At 42.1% G+C, this 15,320-nt stretch carries 12 protein-coding genes; all 12 read right to left on the bottom strand.

Translation table 11 applies throughout. The features are described from left to right. Positions 1-25: 25 nt before the first annotated feature. Entirely contained in the window at positions 26-1,384 is a 1,359-nt protein-coding gene (gene celB, locus FFM84_RS06870) for a PTS cellobiose transporter subunit IIC (protein ID WP_130844354.1), read from the bottom strand. 22 nt (positions 1,385-1,406) lie between these two features. Beyond that, positions 1,407-1,880 carry a hypothetical protein gene (locus tag FFM84_RS06865; protein WP_130844355.1) on the bottom strand — a complete coding sequence of 158 codons (474 nt, stop codon included), beginning with the start codon at positions 1,878-1,880 and terminating at the stop codon, positions 1,407-1,409. Between the two features lie 399 nt (positions 1,881-2,279). After that, complete coding sequence (locus tag FFM84_RS06860; RefSeq protein WP_130844356.1) at positions 2,280-4,547, bottom strand: glycoside hydrolase family 65 protein; 2,268 nt, start codon at positions 4,545-4,547, stop codon at positions 2,280-2,282. A 99-nt stretch (positions 4,548-4,646) separates the two neighbouring features. Further along, the gene (locus FFM84_RS06855) at positions 4,647-5,750 is read right to left on the bottom strand and encodes an ABC transporter ATP-binding protein (protein ID WP_130844357.1); all 1,104 of its coding nucleotides are present in this window, start codon (positions 5,748-5,750) and stop codon (positions 4,647-4,649) included. A gap of 42 nt (positions 5,751-5,792) precedes the next feature. Next, positions 5,793-6,461, bottom strand: coding sequence for a hypothetical protein (locus FFM84_RS06850; RefSeq protein WP_130844358.1), 669 nt, complete (start codon positions 6,459-6,461; stop codon positions 5,793-5,795). A 31-nt stretch (positions 6,462-6,492) separates the two neighbouring features. Then, on the bottom strand, positions 6,493-7,311 hold the full coding sequence (locus FFM84_RS06845; RefSeq protein WP_130844359.1) for a carbohydrate ABC transporter permease: 819 nt from the start codon (positions 7,309-7,311) through the stop codon (positions 6,493-6,495). Next, on the bottom strand, positions 7,311-8,171 hold the full coding sequence (locus FFM84_RS06840; RefSeq protein ID WP_130844360.1) for a carbohydrate ABC transporter permease: 861 nt from the start codon (positions 8,169-8,171) through the stop codon (positions 7,311-7,313). Before FFM84_RS06840 ends, FFM84_RS06845 begins: the two co-directional genes overlap by 1 nt. Before the next feature lie 48 nt (positions 8,172-8,219). Further along, the gene (locus FFM84_RS06835; protein ID WP_174795752.1) at positions 8,220-9,518 is read right to left on the bottom strand and encodes an ABC transporter substrate-binding protein; all 1,299 of its coding nucleotides are present in this window, start codon (positions 9,516-9,518) and stop codon (positions 8,220-8,222) included. A gap of 268 nt (positions 9,519-9,786) precedes the next feature. Further along, a complete protein-coding gene (locus FFM84_RS06830; RefSeq protein WP_130844362.1) occupies positions 9,787-11,067 on the bottom strand; it encodes an alpha-amylase family glycosyl hydrolase in 1,281 nt (426 codons plus the stop codon). A 3-nt stretch (positions 11,068-11,070) separates the two neighbouring features. Continuing rightward, the gene (locus FFM84_RS06825) at positions 11,071-12,741 is read right to left on the bottom strand and encodes an alpha-glucosidase (protein WP_130844363.1); all 1,671 of its coding nucleotides are present in this window, start codon (positions 12,739-12,741) and stop codon (positions 11,071-11,073) included. Between the two features lie 523 nt (positions 12,742-13,264). After that, positions 13,265-14,227 carry a LacI family DNA-binding transcriptional regulator gene (locus FFM84_RS06820; RefSeq protein WP_130844364.1) on the bottom strand — a complete coding sequence of 321 codons (963 nt, stop codon included), beginning with the start codon at positions 14,225-14,227 and terminating at the stop codon, positions 13,265-13,267. Between the two features lie 24 nt (positions 14,228-14,251). Continuing rightward, positions 14,252-15,259: a LacI family DNA-binding transcriptional regulator gene (locus FFM84_RS06815; protein WP_130844365.1), complete on the bottom strand. Its 1,008-nt coding sequence runs from the start codon at positions 15,257-15,259 to the stop codon at positions 14,252-14,254. Positions 15,260-15,320: the final 61 nt, after the last annotated feature.

Here is a 15,320-nt window from a genome sequence, read left to right as displayed (position 1 = left end):
AATTCCTCCTCTAATTTGCCGTTAACTAAGCTGCTGCCGATTCACTTTGTTGTTCTTGAACAAACAACTTGTTGTCATAGAACTTGATGAATGGGTACCAGATGGCAAACGCCACTAAGACACAAACTAACGCTAAAACAAACGCCCGCCAGTCACCGCCAGAACCTACGAAACCAGATAACCCGCCGGGAGTTGGCCAAGCCACTTGGAATTTTGGTGGATTAACTAGATGATACTTAATGGAGAAGTAAGCCACTGACATTGATGACATCGGTGCTAAGAAGAAAGGTATCGCTGTGTATGGATTATAAACGACTGGCATCCCAAACAAGATTGGTTCATTAATATTGAAGAAAGCCGGAACCAAGCAAACTTTACCTAGTGCACCTAATTGCGCTGATTTGGCAAAAAAGGCGATAAAGATAACTAAACCAAGTGTGGCACCGGAACCCCCGATAGTCACAAAACAGTTGTTAAATTCACCCGCAAACGGAATGTTACCACCATGTTGGTTAGTGACCATGTTAGATAACACGATCGGCGTTAAGAATGACGTCACAATTGTGGCCCCATGAATCCCAACAATCCATAATGCATGCATCAAGAAGTAGATCACCAGTAAACCAGCCCAAGTATTCGTTAAGTTAGTGACAAAGCTAAATGGTACTGCCACCACTTTATAAATATCAGTGTTCAACGCAATTAAAGCGCCGTTGATAACCATGACCGTTAAGGCAATTAAAGCGGTTGGAATCAAAGCGGTAAATGACCGCGAAACGCCGGTTGGCACCGTATCTGGCATCTTAATCGTCCATTGTTTCTTCACACAGAGTGCGTAAATCTTGACCGCGAGAATGGACATAATGATGGCCGTAAAAATCCCGGTCGCCCCTAAACGCGTCACGCCACCACCCATTTCCCAACCATCAATAATCTTAGATTTATCATTGAAAACGTTGATTAACGTGACCATGCCACCCTTGAAGGCTAATTCAGGCACACACATGAAGAATGCCATCATGGAAATCAAAGCCCCGTTCAAAGGATTCACATCGATATGTTCTTCTTGTGCTTGAATCTTGGTGTATTCATAACCAAAGACCAAACAGAAGTAAAGCGATAACACACCCATCGTGGCCGTATTGGCTAACATGTATAATGGCGCAATCTTATCAAATGATGCAGCAAAGAATCCCTTTAAGAAGGGAAAGCTTTGTGGCAACACGCTAATGATCAAAAACATCGAGCCGACAACCGTAAACGGAATAGTCGCCATCCCGGCAGCCATAACCCCTCGTACAATTCGAAACTGGGCTAATTTTCCCATCGGTCCCATTAAATGATTATTTAAAAATTGAAATAACTTGTTATTACTATTATCCATCAGATTTCACATCCAGTCTTTTTTATAAACTTGCCGCAAACTTTTTAATCTGTTGTAAATAACGATCTTGATCGTGTTCAATGACATAAACGCGTCGTAACATCAGGCCACTGACGATCATGCCTAGTCCTAAACACCCCATCAGCCATGGTTCGCTTTGTGCGGTCATAAACGCATAAGCAAACTGTCGATGACCAAGCAAAATGGTACTGATTAAGCCAACGTTCAGGCCAAGTTGTGCCCAATAATACCGTTTGGTCCAAGCCAAACGATGTGATGGCCGCCAATATTTGCTGACTTGTTCGACCATTACAATGCTGGCACCCACCATTAACACCAGCGGCACGATCCATCCCACGGTAGATGTGGTCGCTGCCATCACCAACCAGTACAAATTCGTAAAAAAGAAAATAGCGGTTACATAACGAAAAATCAAAAAACGGTTGAAATTCATACTGGTTAAACTCAGTTTTTCCTTACTGGATGTCGACGTCATGATTCAGTCCTCCTTAAAAAAACATAGTCATTCGAACGACTACTCATTCGAATGACTATAGCTTATCAGAATTTTCAATTTTTGTAAACGGTTTCTTTGAACTTTCTTGTTGATCATCTTAATACCCTTTCATCAATCATAGCCGAAACGTGCGCCAGAAGTCAGTTAGTTCCGCTTAACCCTGATAGCCAAGCAATCCAAAACCAGGATTGTTCGGCTATCAATGTTAATGCTCGCTAACTACCCGACTTCTGTCCCACTCTCTAGCAAAAAAAGAGACCCAGCTAAACGCTAGGTCTCTCGGAGTAGGTTAGAATGAGTCAGCATCATTCTAGGGTTTTGGGACTTGACCGTAACAAGTTTCGGACACGTCGCGATCAAGTTCAGTTAGGCAAAATCTTAAGCGGTCACTGGTGACGTTAATGCCACTGGTTGACCATTTAATTCAATCGTTAATGGTTTACCACTAATCAAGTCCACTGTTGAGCCTTGTTGGTCCACGGTAACTTTTAACAGCCGCCCACGAAAGTTGACGTGGAATTGATAGTGTTCCCATTGTTTAGGCACGAATGGCGCAAATGATAAGGTATCATCACGTACCCGCATGCCCGCGAAGCCTTGGACGATCGCTAACCAAGAACCCGTCATTGACGTAATGTGCAAGCCATCGACCGTGTCATTGTTGTAGTTATCCAAGTCTAACCGGGCCGTCCGTGCATACATTTCAACCGCTTTGTCTTCATAATGCAAGTCGGCTGCTAAGATCGCATGCACAGCTGGCGACAAGCTAGATTCATGAACCGTTAATGGTTCGTAGAAGTCAAAGTTGGCCTTCTTTTGATCATGGGTAAAGTCATCCATGAAGTAGTAGATTCCTTGCAGGACATCGGCTTGCTTGATGTATGGTGACCGTAAAATCTTATCCCATGACCAGTTTTGATTAATTGGTCGTTGGTCAGCCGGAATGGATGAAACAGGCTTCAAATCTTTATCCAAATACGTATCGTTTTGCACAAAGATGCCTAGATCATCATCATGTGGGAAGTACATCCGATCCACAATGTCTTGCCACTTAGCCAATTCAGCCGCTGAAACACCTAGCGCTGCTCGTTTGTCCGCATCAACTAACTTCAAACTTGCCAACGTATACGCTAATGTCCAGCGGGCCATGAAGTTGGTGTACCAGTTGTTATTGACGTTATTTTCGTATTCATTGGGACCAGTGACCCCATGAATCATATATTGTTGCTTGCGTTCAGAGAAATGTACCCGGTCAGCCCAGAAACGTGAAATCCCGGTTAAAACATCGATCCCTTTGGTCTTCAAGTAAGTGTCATCCCCGGTGTAGCGGGTATAGTTGAAGATCGCATAGGCCATCGACCCATTCCGATGAATTTCCTCAAAGGTAATTTCCCATTCATTGTGACATTCAATCCCATTAAAGGTCACCATTGGGAATAACGCGCCATCTAAGCCTTGCATTTGAGCATTATGGTAAGCGCCATCCAATTGATTGTACCGATATTCAAGCAAGTTTTCGGTCACTTTAGGTTTGGCTAATGAGAGGTAGAACGGTACCCCGAACGCTTCGGTATCCCAATAAGTCGCCCCACCGTACTTTTCACCGGTGAAGCCTTTAGGTCCTAAGTTCAACCGACTGTCTTCGCCGTAATAAGTAGAGAATAACTGGAATAAATTGAACCGAATACCTTGTTGTGCGGCATCGTCACCACCGATGGCAACATCTGCTAGTTCCCATCGTTTGGCCCATAAATCAGCATGAGCTTGGCGCAAATCTGCATAACTTTGAGCTGTCACCTGTTCACTAATTTGAGCTAAACCGTTACGTAATGCTGGCACATCCTCATAATCCCGAGATGTCACAACGATGACCCGTTTTTCAAAAGTCGTGGTTTCATCTGGTGCCAAAGTTCCGCGGAAAATATTAGTGACAGCCTTTTCCGTTTCTGGTGCATTGGCCCCTTGTAGTTCAGTTTTATGCAACATTTGCATGCCCAATGTGAACCGTGGTGTGCCAAAGTCATTTGGCTTCGTTTCAGCAATCATACTGCCACCAGTCACCGCATGGCTCTTGTCCAAGACTTGCCAGAATTGTTCATCATAGTTGGCATCTTCGTTGAAAACATCCGCATCAATTTGTGAAATAAAGCCAATTTGAACTGGTTCTTCACTCAGATTATGCACATTGTAATGGACATCAAATAATTCCTTTTGTGCAACACTGACAAACCGATCGATATCAAATTGAATCCGCTTACCATTTTTATTAACGATAAACGACCGGTGTAGGATTCCAGTATGCATATCCAAATCTAACGTAAAGTCACTAATCTCATCTTTAGCTAAATCCACTTGATCGCCATCAATGGTCAAGTTAACTTTGATGAAGTTTACCGCATTGATGACCTTCCCAAAGTAAGCTGGATAACCATTTTTCCACCAACCAACCCGAGTCTTATCAGGGTACCAGACGCCCCCCAAGTAGATGCCTTTTAAGGTGTCATTGGAATAATGCTCCTCAAACATTCCCCGCATGCCCATGTAGCCATTACCAATACTTGTCATACTTTCTTGCAAACGTTTATCCGTTGGTACTAATTCATGACTAATGACGTGCCACGGATCAACTTCAAAAATTCGTTTCATGTTTTACGTCCTCCTAATTGGCCCTAATAAAAAGAGCCTGAGACATTCCTGTCACCAGACTCTTTTCAGCAGTACTAACGCGACCACTGGCCACTTAACTTACTCAATCGTGACTTGGGTATCGTCATCGAAGAAATGAGCCTTGCTCATTTCAAACGCCATTTTGACTTCTTCGCCTGGTTTATGATAATCACGCGCATTAACTTGGGCCACGAATTCCGTGTCGCCAGTCCGTGAATAGAGCATTGAATCAGTCCCTAAGAATTCGGAAACTTCGACTTTAGCGTCTACAACAGCGTCTGACATTGCTTCTAGTGCGACTTGTTCCGTATGAATATCTTCAGGCCGAACCCCGACGGTAATCTTCTTACCTTCGTAGCCTTTATCCCGTAAGACCTTTAGACGGCCTTCAGGAACAGCGACATCCAAACCTTTGCCATTAGAGACCCGACCATTTTCTAACTTCGCATCGAAGAAGTTCATCGAAGGTGATCCCATAAAGCCAGCGACAAACTTGTTGGCCGGTTTGTTATACAAATCATCAGGAGTCCCAACTTGTTGGACCTTCCCATCATTCATAATGACAATCCGATCAGCCATCGTCATCGCTTCAACTTGGTCATGAGTCACATATATCATGTTCGTCTTCAACCGTTGATGCAATTGGGCGATTTGGGTCCGCATTTGGACCCGCAACTTGGCATCCAAGTTAGATAATGGTTCATCAAGCAAGAATAGTTTCGCATCCCGAACGATGGCCCGACCTAACGCAACCCGTTGCCGTTGCCCACCAGATAAAGCGCCTGGTTTACGTTGTAAGTAATCCGTCAAACCTAAGATCTCGGCAGCATTGTCAACCCGTTTTTGAATCTCATCCTTTGGCATTTTCCGAATTTTCAATCCGAAAGCCATATTATCAAAAACAGTCATTTGTGGATAAAGAGCGTAGTTTTGGAAAACCATCGCGATATTCCGATCTTTAGGATGAACATCATTCATCACTTGATCATCAATCTTTAAATCACCTTTAGTAATATCTTCTAGCCCGGCAATCATCCGTAACGTGGTAGACTTCCCACAACCAGATGGGCCAACGAACACGATAAATTCATTATCTTTAATATCTAAGTTAAAATCCGTTACCGAATCCGTGTCGTTGCCAGGATAACGTTTATAAATATGTTCTAATTTTATTTCTGCCATTGCGCAAACGCTCCTTCATTTCCATTATTCATTTCACTTTAATCAGTTCGTCACTTGCTTGTCTTCGGTTACTTTGACCCGCGGATTAAAAATGCGATAAGTTGCTAGCGCTGATAATGACATGCTGAACAACAAGATGCAAAAGATTAATCGGAGTTCAAAATTAATAGCGAATAAGATAATTGTTGTCACCGCGGAAAGGATTAACTTAACAGGGTGAGCGACCACTAATTCAACCATCGACGTGGTGGTGAACTGACTGTAATTCCAACCATTCCAAAGCGTTAGTAACACGAGGCCCACAACTAGTGTCGCTACATGCCACATAATATTGGCGGTCGTGACCCGTAATAAGATCAACCAACCACTTGCCAACACTGCAATCAACGCATTAGGCTGCCAGTGCATCAAAGCTTTTAGATAGGCCATCCCAGTTGCGCGGAGAAACGACCCACTATCGGTCATTTGCCACGTTCTAACCGTCTGATAAGCGGCGGTTGTAGCTGGTACAGTGAAGGTTGCTAACATCACCGTCACAATCACCATGGTCATCGCAAATAATTGATTCAATGGTAGACTGATGGCTAAGATTAACATCACCAATACAGGCAAGTTAATCAGAAACCAGACCAAGTTAATGGTAACTAATGCCGCAATCCAATTACTAATCGTGAGTAACTTTTGACCAAACTTTGATTGTAAATTTAACATTAGCATCCTCCTTTCATTCAAAAGACTTTAATTACTTAACCGCACCATCGGTAACACCTTTGATAATGTAACGTTGTGCAAAGATGTAGAAGAGAATAACTGGGATAATCGACAAGGTCAATCCAGCTAACGCTAAATGCCATTGCTTCGTATATTGACCGAAGAAGAAGAACATTTGTAGCGGAATCGTGTATTGATTTTGTGGTAAGACCAGTGATGGTAACAGGTAATCATTCCAAATGGCGATAATATTCAAGATCCCAACAGTCACGGTAATTGGTGTCAGCATTGGGAAGATAATCTTAAAGAAGATTTGGAACCGGTTGGCCCCTTCCAATTCGGCAGATTCATCCATCGCAATTGGAATACTGCCCATCGTCCCTTGATATAAGAAGATCGAAAGACTGGCATCAAAGCCTAAATACATGAACATTAAGCCCCACATGTTGAGCATGTGAACTTGTCCAAAGTTAGCTGTCAATGGAATCATAACCGTTTGGAACGGAATCAACATCGCAGAAACGAATAACATCAAAATCGCACCGCTTAACTTACTCTTGTTTCGTTGTAAGGCGTAAGCCGCCATTGATGAAAACAAAACTAAGATCAAGACAGAAACAACCGTAATGAGTAATGAATGCCCTAGTGATGAGATGAAATCCAACGCCTTAAATGAATTATGGTAGTTCGCCGTTGTCGCTTGTCCGTTACCGGGTAAGCTCAAAACTGAAGCGAAGATCCCTTTTGGCGTTTTAAAGGAGTTCGTCAAAATCATGTAGAACGGGAAGATCCAGAGAATGCCTAAAATGAGACCTAAGATTCCTAAGAAGAAGCGACTCGTTTTTTTCATTACAGATCCACCTCCCGCTTACGGTTATAGTAAACTTGCAACAATGAAATTGCGGCAACGATTAAGAAGAAGATCAACGCTTTAGCTTCAGCCATCGCGAAGTTGTTTTCTGAATAAGCCGTATTAACAATGTTCATCGCTAACATTTCGGTTGACTTGTAAGGACCACCATTGGTCAATGACAAGTTTTGATCATAAATCTTGAACCCATTAGAAAGGGTTAAAAACATACATACTGTGAACGCTGGTGCAATCATTGGGAACGTAATATGCACGAATCGTTGCCATGGTGAGGCTCCGTCCATTTCAGCAGCTTCAATCACTTCACTCGGGATGTTTTGCAAGTAAGCGATATAGATAATCATGATATACCCACTCATTTGCCAAACTGTCACGATAACTAAGCCCCAGAAACCGGTCTTGCCATCTGTCAGCCATCCCGTCAGCCAGGCCATATGGAGCGCCTTGCCTAACGCATCAAATGCTTGTGTGAAAATAAATTGCCAAATGAATCCTAAGATCAACCCACCAATAAGGTTTGGCATAAAGAAGACGGTCCGTAATAAATTGTTTCCCTTGAACTTTTGCGTTACAAGTAACGCTAATGCCAAGCCAATCACGTTGAGTAAGATTACGGTTACAATTACAAATTTGATCGTAAACCATAAAGCGGCTAAAAAGCCGCTATCATGGAAAAGTGTGATGTAATTTTTAAAACCGAGCATCTCAGTATAGCCTAAGCCATCCCAGTTAGTGAATGAATAAAAGACACCCATGATTGCTGGAATAAAGACGACTAATGCTAACGCAACGAGGGTTGGCGTCAAAAAGAGCCAGAACGATAAGCTTCGATTCTTCATAATAAATCCCCTCTTCTGAAATACTGTTCGAAATTCAGTTAATCCACACTATTTCGAGGCTTGTTGTTGGTTCCAACCTTTAATAGAATTCTTAACTGTTGTGTCCCAACTTTGCTTGCCTGAGAGATACTTTTGCAAGTTTGGTTGGAAAGTGTTTGGATCCCATGATGTCCCGGTGTAAGCAGGGAAGGCCCAGCCAATTGTCTTGTGAGCTTGTGAGTACTTGAAGACAACTTGAGTCAAAGCATCTGGCATCTTAGCATCGTTGTAACCTTTGTAGGCAGGAACAAAGTGTAACTTGTTAACAACTAACTTCTTACCTTCTTTAGATGTGTATAACCAGTCTAAGAAGTTCTTAGCAGCCGTTTGTTCAGCAGTTGACTTGTTCTTGTTAACACCCCAGTAGAGTGAAGTCCCAACAGGTAACTTGTTTTCGTAGCCTTTAACAGGAATTGGAATCATACCCATGTCATTTTGAGCAAATTTCTTATCGATTTGTTCAACAGTTGAGTAAATCCAGTCCCCTTGTTGAATCATCGCAACTTTACCTTGTGAGAAGTTTTGGTTAACTTGTGATGAGTAATCTTGTTGCATGACAGGACCAACAGAGTAGTTCTTTTGTAAGTCGATCATGGCCTTCATTTCTTTGTTAGCCGTGAACTTCATGCTCTTAGAGTTGTACATCTTCAAGGCATTGCCACCGAATTCTTGGCCAACATATAAGTTAGCTAAATGATCAGAAAGAATCCAAGTTTCCTTACCAGGTAAACAGAAGACGCCCTTAATACCAAGCTTAGTCTTTTGTGAGTTAATCTTCTTAACCGCAGCGGTTAATTTTGCCATCGTGGTTAACTTAGTCGCATCCACGCCAGCCTTCTTGAAGATCTTCTTGTTGTAAACCAACCCATAACCTTCAACGTTGAATGGTAACCCAACGGTCTTACCGTTTGATTTAACCGCATCCAAGGTTCCTGGTTGAGCTGCTTTAGCAGCCTTGGTGTTTGACAAGTCAGCTTCTTGAGAAGCAAATTGTTTAACATCCGCAGGACCCGCTAAACTAAAGATCGTTGGTGCATTCCCAGAAGAAATCCGGGTTTTAAGCACTGGATCATAATCGGTACCCCCACCGATTGAAGAAACAGTAATTGAAACATTTGGATGTAACTTGTGATACCGTGCCGCAATTTGTTTAAATTGCTTGTTTGATTCGACCTTACCTTGCAAGATCGTAATCTTGACTTTCTTGTTAGACGAACTTGAAGAATTGCTATTACCACAGCCGACCAATGTTAATGCCATTGCGCCAGCCATTACTGAAACGCCTAACTTTTTCCAACCCATTGTCATGATGTTACCCCCTACTTAATTTTATTAAGATCCATAACCTTTATGACAAATTCAATTATGGCTTTTTGGAAGCGGTTTCGCAACCCTTTTCACAATGTTACCGATAACAAGATTTATACCGAAATTAAAAAGGCCGTTAAATCAACGCTGATTGGCCCTAATTTGTGTGCAATCGGTTGCAGGAATTCATATCTTCGCCACATTTTAATCATAAAAAACCCGTAAACAAAGCCGATAAATCGGGCTTTATTTACGGGAATAATCGAGACTATTTTTGTAAGATAATTGGGGCATTTGTTAATAATACTTGATGATTTTTAACTGTAACCATCGTATCCGTTAGTTGGTTAAGATACTTGCCGTCGGTTAATTCACAAGCAACAGTTCCAGTGAATGGTCGCAAGGCAAAGAGTCCCACGATCAATTGATCACCTAAGCGATATTGCACTTGCATAACTTGGTCATTAATCGCCGTCACCGTATACGCGCCTTGAGTGAGTAACTCTTGATGTTTAAGTGTGGCCACTCGTTGAATCAAATCACTAAGATCTAGTGGGCCAGTTAGCGCCACTGGATCGGCATCAAACAGACTTGGCAAGTGAGCTTGACCAAACTCTTGACCTGCATAAATTAGCCCACTACCTTTTTCAAACAAATTAAAGGCCAGCCAATTGCGTAACGTTTGTGGATCGGTCAAGTAACTAGTTGCTCGTGGCACATCGTGATTTTCTAGGAATCGCATTTTCACGTAATTACGTGGAAATGTGACATCTTGTTTCATCAAAATCCGGGCAAATTCTGCTAGTGAGCGTTTGCCAGCAGCCGTGTCATGTAAATCATCAATCACATCATAATCGTAAACCATGTCAAAAGCCTGATACAGTTCACTATCGGACAAGTCTTCAAAACCTTGATCACGCACTTGTTTTAAGAATTGTGGGTCGTTACTTTCCGCTAACCAAATCAAATTTGGCTTAACAGCTGCCAGCGCTTGGCGGGCAGCTAGCCAAAACTCAAGCGGCACTAATGGCGCGACATCACAACGGAAGCCATCCACAAATTGCGCCCATTGTTTGAGCGTTTCGATCTGATAATCCCACAACTCATGATTAGCATAATCTAAGTCGATAATATCTGACCAATCGGCGACGCGATTACCAAACTGGCCATTCGGCTTTTTAAAGAACCAATCTGGATGTTGTTGCACGAGCAACGAATCTGGTGACGTGTGATTATAAACAATATCCAAAATCACGCGCATCCCTTGCTCATGAATTGCTTGCGTTAACGCCTCAAAATCAGCCCGTGTCCCAAGTTCTGGATTGATGCCACGATAATCTTTAATGGCGTAAGGTGAACCTAATGCCCCCTTACGATTTTTTTCACCAACCGGATAGATTGGCATTAACCAGATAATATCGGTTCCTAAAGCTTTGATTCTTGGTAAATCAGCTTGAATTGCTTTAAAACCACCTTGTTCAGTATAGTTGCGTGGAAAGATGGAATAAATGAGTTGCGAACGTAATGCAACGTTAGTTGTTTTAGCCATTTGTTAGTCTCCTTTTGTTTCGGTCACCGTTAAGGACCATGGTTGATAGGTGGCATTTTCGCCAGTATGAGTAACTTCACCTTCTAGTAGTTTTACTGCTGTCATTATTGGACTAGCCATACTAATCGGTTGATCCGTCAAGTTACAGGTCACCGTAGCCGTCTTTGACCCTAGTGTCCGTGTATATTGGAAAATCCCCGCTGGCGTGTCTTGAATAACTTCATCACCTTGCGTAAAAAGCGATGTTTGCTTCAATTTTAAAAGTTGGCGATAAAAGTTCAGTAAACTAGCAGGATCAGCTTGTTCCGTTGCCGCATCAACCTTGGTCGTCATCCCCGATAGCCATGGTGTTGTTGTTGAAAAACCGTTTGCCGGCTGTGCTGTTGTCCACTGCATTGGCCCACGCGCTGCCATTTTATGCGTATGATTTAACATTGTCATTGTCTGTTCAGCTGAATAACCGGCCGTCAAAGCGGCCTGATAAAATGGCGCCACAGTTCGATCGTTGAACGTGTCTAACTTCGTAAAGTTTAAGTTCTCTAACCCCAATTCTTCGCCATAATAAATGATGGGTAACCCCCGTTGCAAATACAGCATTGTTGCCAAACACTTCAAGCTTCGCCAATAATATTTAGGACTGGCATACCGCGTTGCCAAACGAGCCATATCGTGATTACTCCAATATAGGACCGGTAAACTGACGCCTGCTAACTTGGTTTGAATTGTCGTTAGTTGTGCTTTCATGCCTTCGATATCTAACGGTTTTGGTTGGAATTCAGCCGGAATCTTAGGATCTAATTGATCTTCTTGATCAACTAATGAACGGAACGTAATGACTGCATCACATTCATTGTTGGCCGGACGACTATAGTCAATGAGCAACTCTGGGCTCGCCGAAGCGGCTTCACCAATGATGAATAAGTCTGGCTTAATTTGTCGCAATGCCCCGCAAAATTTACTTAAATAGGGTTGGACTTTCGGTAAATGGGCATAAAAAGCTTCCGCAATCGTTGGCTCTGCAGATTGATTCGGCACGTTTTGTTTAAAATTAGCTTTATCAATGTGAATAAATGCATCTAACCGCAAACCATCAATGCCTTGGTTTACCCAAAACTTTGCGATTTCTAGCATCGAATGACGGACTTCTGGGTTCTGCCAATTCAAATCTGGCATGTGCCGATCAAATAGATGGAAATAATATTGATCGGTCTCCCCAGGATCTGGCTCCCAGACACTGCCACCAAAAAATGACCCCCAATTATTCGGCAACTGCCCAGCTTTGGGTGCATCCGACCACAAATAGTAATCTCGATACAGACCTTGTGGATGCGTAATTGCATCTTGGAACCAAGGATGCTGATCCGACGTATGATTCATCACAAAGTCCAACAATAAGTACATGCCGTTTTGATGCAATGTCTTAATCAGCTCATGGACATCCGCCATCGTCCCCAATGACGGATCAATGGCGTAATAATTTGAGACATCATACCCATTATCAACTTGTGGCGAGACATAAATTGGATTCAGCCACACCGTCGTAATCCCCAGCTTTTTTAAATATGGAATGTGCTGAATCACCCCTTGTAAATCCCCGATGCCATCACTATTCGTATCTTGAAAACTCTTAGGATAAATTTGATAAATCACTTGTTGGTCATACCATTTTGGCATGATCACCACCCCCCTCAGCCCAATTAATAAAGCGTTTTCATATCAATAACTTTAGCCTACCGATTATCTGACTGGGAAACAAGGGGGTCTGGCGTGTTAACGGTAACAGTTTTGTTTATGTATAAAAAATCAGGCTGATATCAATTGTTTTTGAAAATAAAGTATCCCGGACATAGAAGACATCCAAATTATGACTAAGGCAAAAACATATTAGCAACTACCACTCAATCCTTTGATGAAACAGTACTTTAGTACTATGATATTTTAGTACCAAGGTACTATGGTACTAAAATACTTAGTTATTGATTGATATTCCCAGAATGGACTTATTGAAAATAACAGTCTTTGTAGAATATCAATGTTAATATCAACTTCGCATTGCTCATAGATATTAACAGCAATAGATTATTATTTCGTCCAGCCTTTCTATGGAAAAAGAGATTTCATTTGGTAAAGAATCTCTTTTAGTTTGGCAATTCAGCACAAAAAAGGCGTTCTCATAAACGCCCTTACCCCGTTAATTTTAATCTCCCTGGTCATTACGAGTCGACCCCGCAATCGACAATGTCGGCAATAATTGTTCAATTCCTTGTGATTGACCATCTTTTTCAATCTTAGTTAATAACATCCGCGCACAACGGACCCCTAACTCAAAAATCGGTTGTTGTACCGTCGTGAGCTTTGGCGTTGCCACTTGATTTAAGAAGACACCGTCAAATCCGATAATACCAAAATCAGCTGGAACTCGGGCATTAAAAATCGTCAATCCTTTTTCAATACCGAAAGCTAACCGATCACTAGCACATACGTAACACGTATTGGCCTTCAGATCCGACCAGTTAGCTTCAATATATTCCATTGCCAGGTGGCTATGATTGCTAAAACGATGAATCGTCGTCGGTAATTGATGATTTTGCATACTCATTAAGTAACCCGCCTCACGAGAGTATTCAAAAGGCTCCTTAACGTTAATGCCAATAAATTCAATGTTGGTATAGCCTTGTTTGAGTGCATATTCAGTTGCCATTTGCGTTCCCAACGTATTATTAGTATCGCAATAGTCAAGCTCCAAGCGATTTTCCCCGAATAAGACGACTGGTCGAGTCAACCGTTGCACCCATTCAAAATCTGTATGTCGCATTCCCGTCACAATATACCCATCACAACCGCCAATATCAAAGCTATGATTCGTCACTAATTGTAACGAGTATTGCTCCTTACCTAGTTCCTTAGAGATCCCTGCCAACAGATTCATATAGTAAGGCTCCGTGGTATCCATATCTTCTAAAATAAATAACTTAATAATTTGGGTCCGATTATTCACTAATGCTTTTGCCGCCACATTGGGACGATAATTCAATTCATGCATCGCCGTAAAAACACTTTGTTTTAACTCATCACGAACTTGTTCTGGATGATTAATCACCCGTGAGACAGTCATTTTAGACACATTAGCCCGTTTGGCTACATCTGTTAATGTTGTCACCCTTACACCCCCAAGTTAACTATGTTATACCGTTGCCACTGAATGGCGTTCAATAATCTGATGTGGGACAATCAATTTCGTTGATAGATGATCATCGCTTTGAAGTCCAACCGCAATCTTAGCCGCTTCATGCCCCAAGCGACGTGGAAAAATTTCAACTGACGTTAAGGCGGGATGGGCAGCTTCTGAAAAGACCGAATTATTAAAACCAATAATTGACGCTTCACGATCTGCCACCATCGTTGATGATTTTAAGACTTGTTGAATTCGTAACCCTAACATATCATCAACCGTGATAAATGCTGTAATTTCAGGATGTTGCGTCAAATATTGGATCACCAGTTGCCGACCACCTGGATATTCTTGTGCTGGTAACTCAAACGAATTAATCAACAATTGATTGTCCATCATGACCCGTTGATATCCTAGCATGCGATCATTTTGAACCATCTTCTTTAAATCATTATAGACGAAACAAATATTTTTATGACCATGATCGACTAAAAATTGCGCCGCATCCGACCCTGCTAAAATATTATCGTTATCGACATACGGTGTTTCATTCACTAATTGGTAAGGTTTACCAATCATGACATATTGCGCATCTAACTGCCGTAGCTTCGTTAAAATTGGATCATCTTTTTCAGAATACAGGACGATAAACCGACGAATCATCCCTTGAGTCACCATAATATCGATACTATTCAGTAATTCTGCTTGGGATGACCCCGTCGCCAAATTAACCATCGCTTGGGCTTGGTAACAAGCCTCACTAATACCCCGTAAGACCTTTAAAAAGAACGGATTGGTAAAAATTTCATGATGATCAACTGGTAGAATCACACCAATTGCATTACTACGCTTATTGGCAAGACTCTGTGCATTAAAATCTGGTGCATAGTGCAACGTTTGCATGGCTTTCCAGACACGTGCCTTCGTTTTTTGCGTAATTGCTGGATTATCGTGCATGGCCCGGGATGCGGTCGAGGGCGAGACTTTAGCGAGCTTAGCTACATCTTTAATCGTCGCCATATGATTACCTCCATTGTTTCATTTTCATAGCTACATTGTAAGCGTTTTACGAAGCTAGTGC

This window comes from Lactiplantibacillus mudanjiangensis, from assembly GCF_005405385.1.
In the GTDB taxonomy this organism is placed as follows: domain Bacteria; phylum Bacillota; class Bacilli; order Lactobacillales; family Lactobacillaceae; genus Lactiplantibacillus; species Lactiplantibacillus mudanjiangensis.
This window is presented reverse-complemented; position numbering and strand designations above follow the sequence as displayed.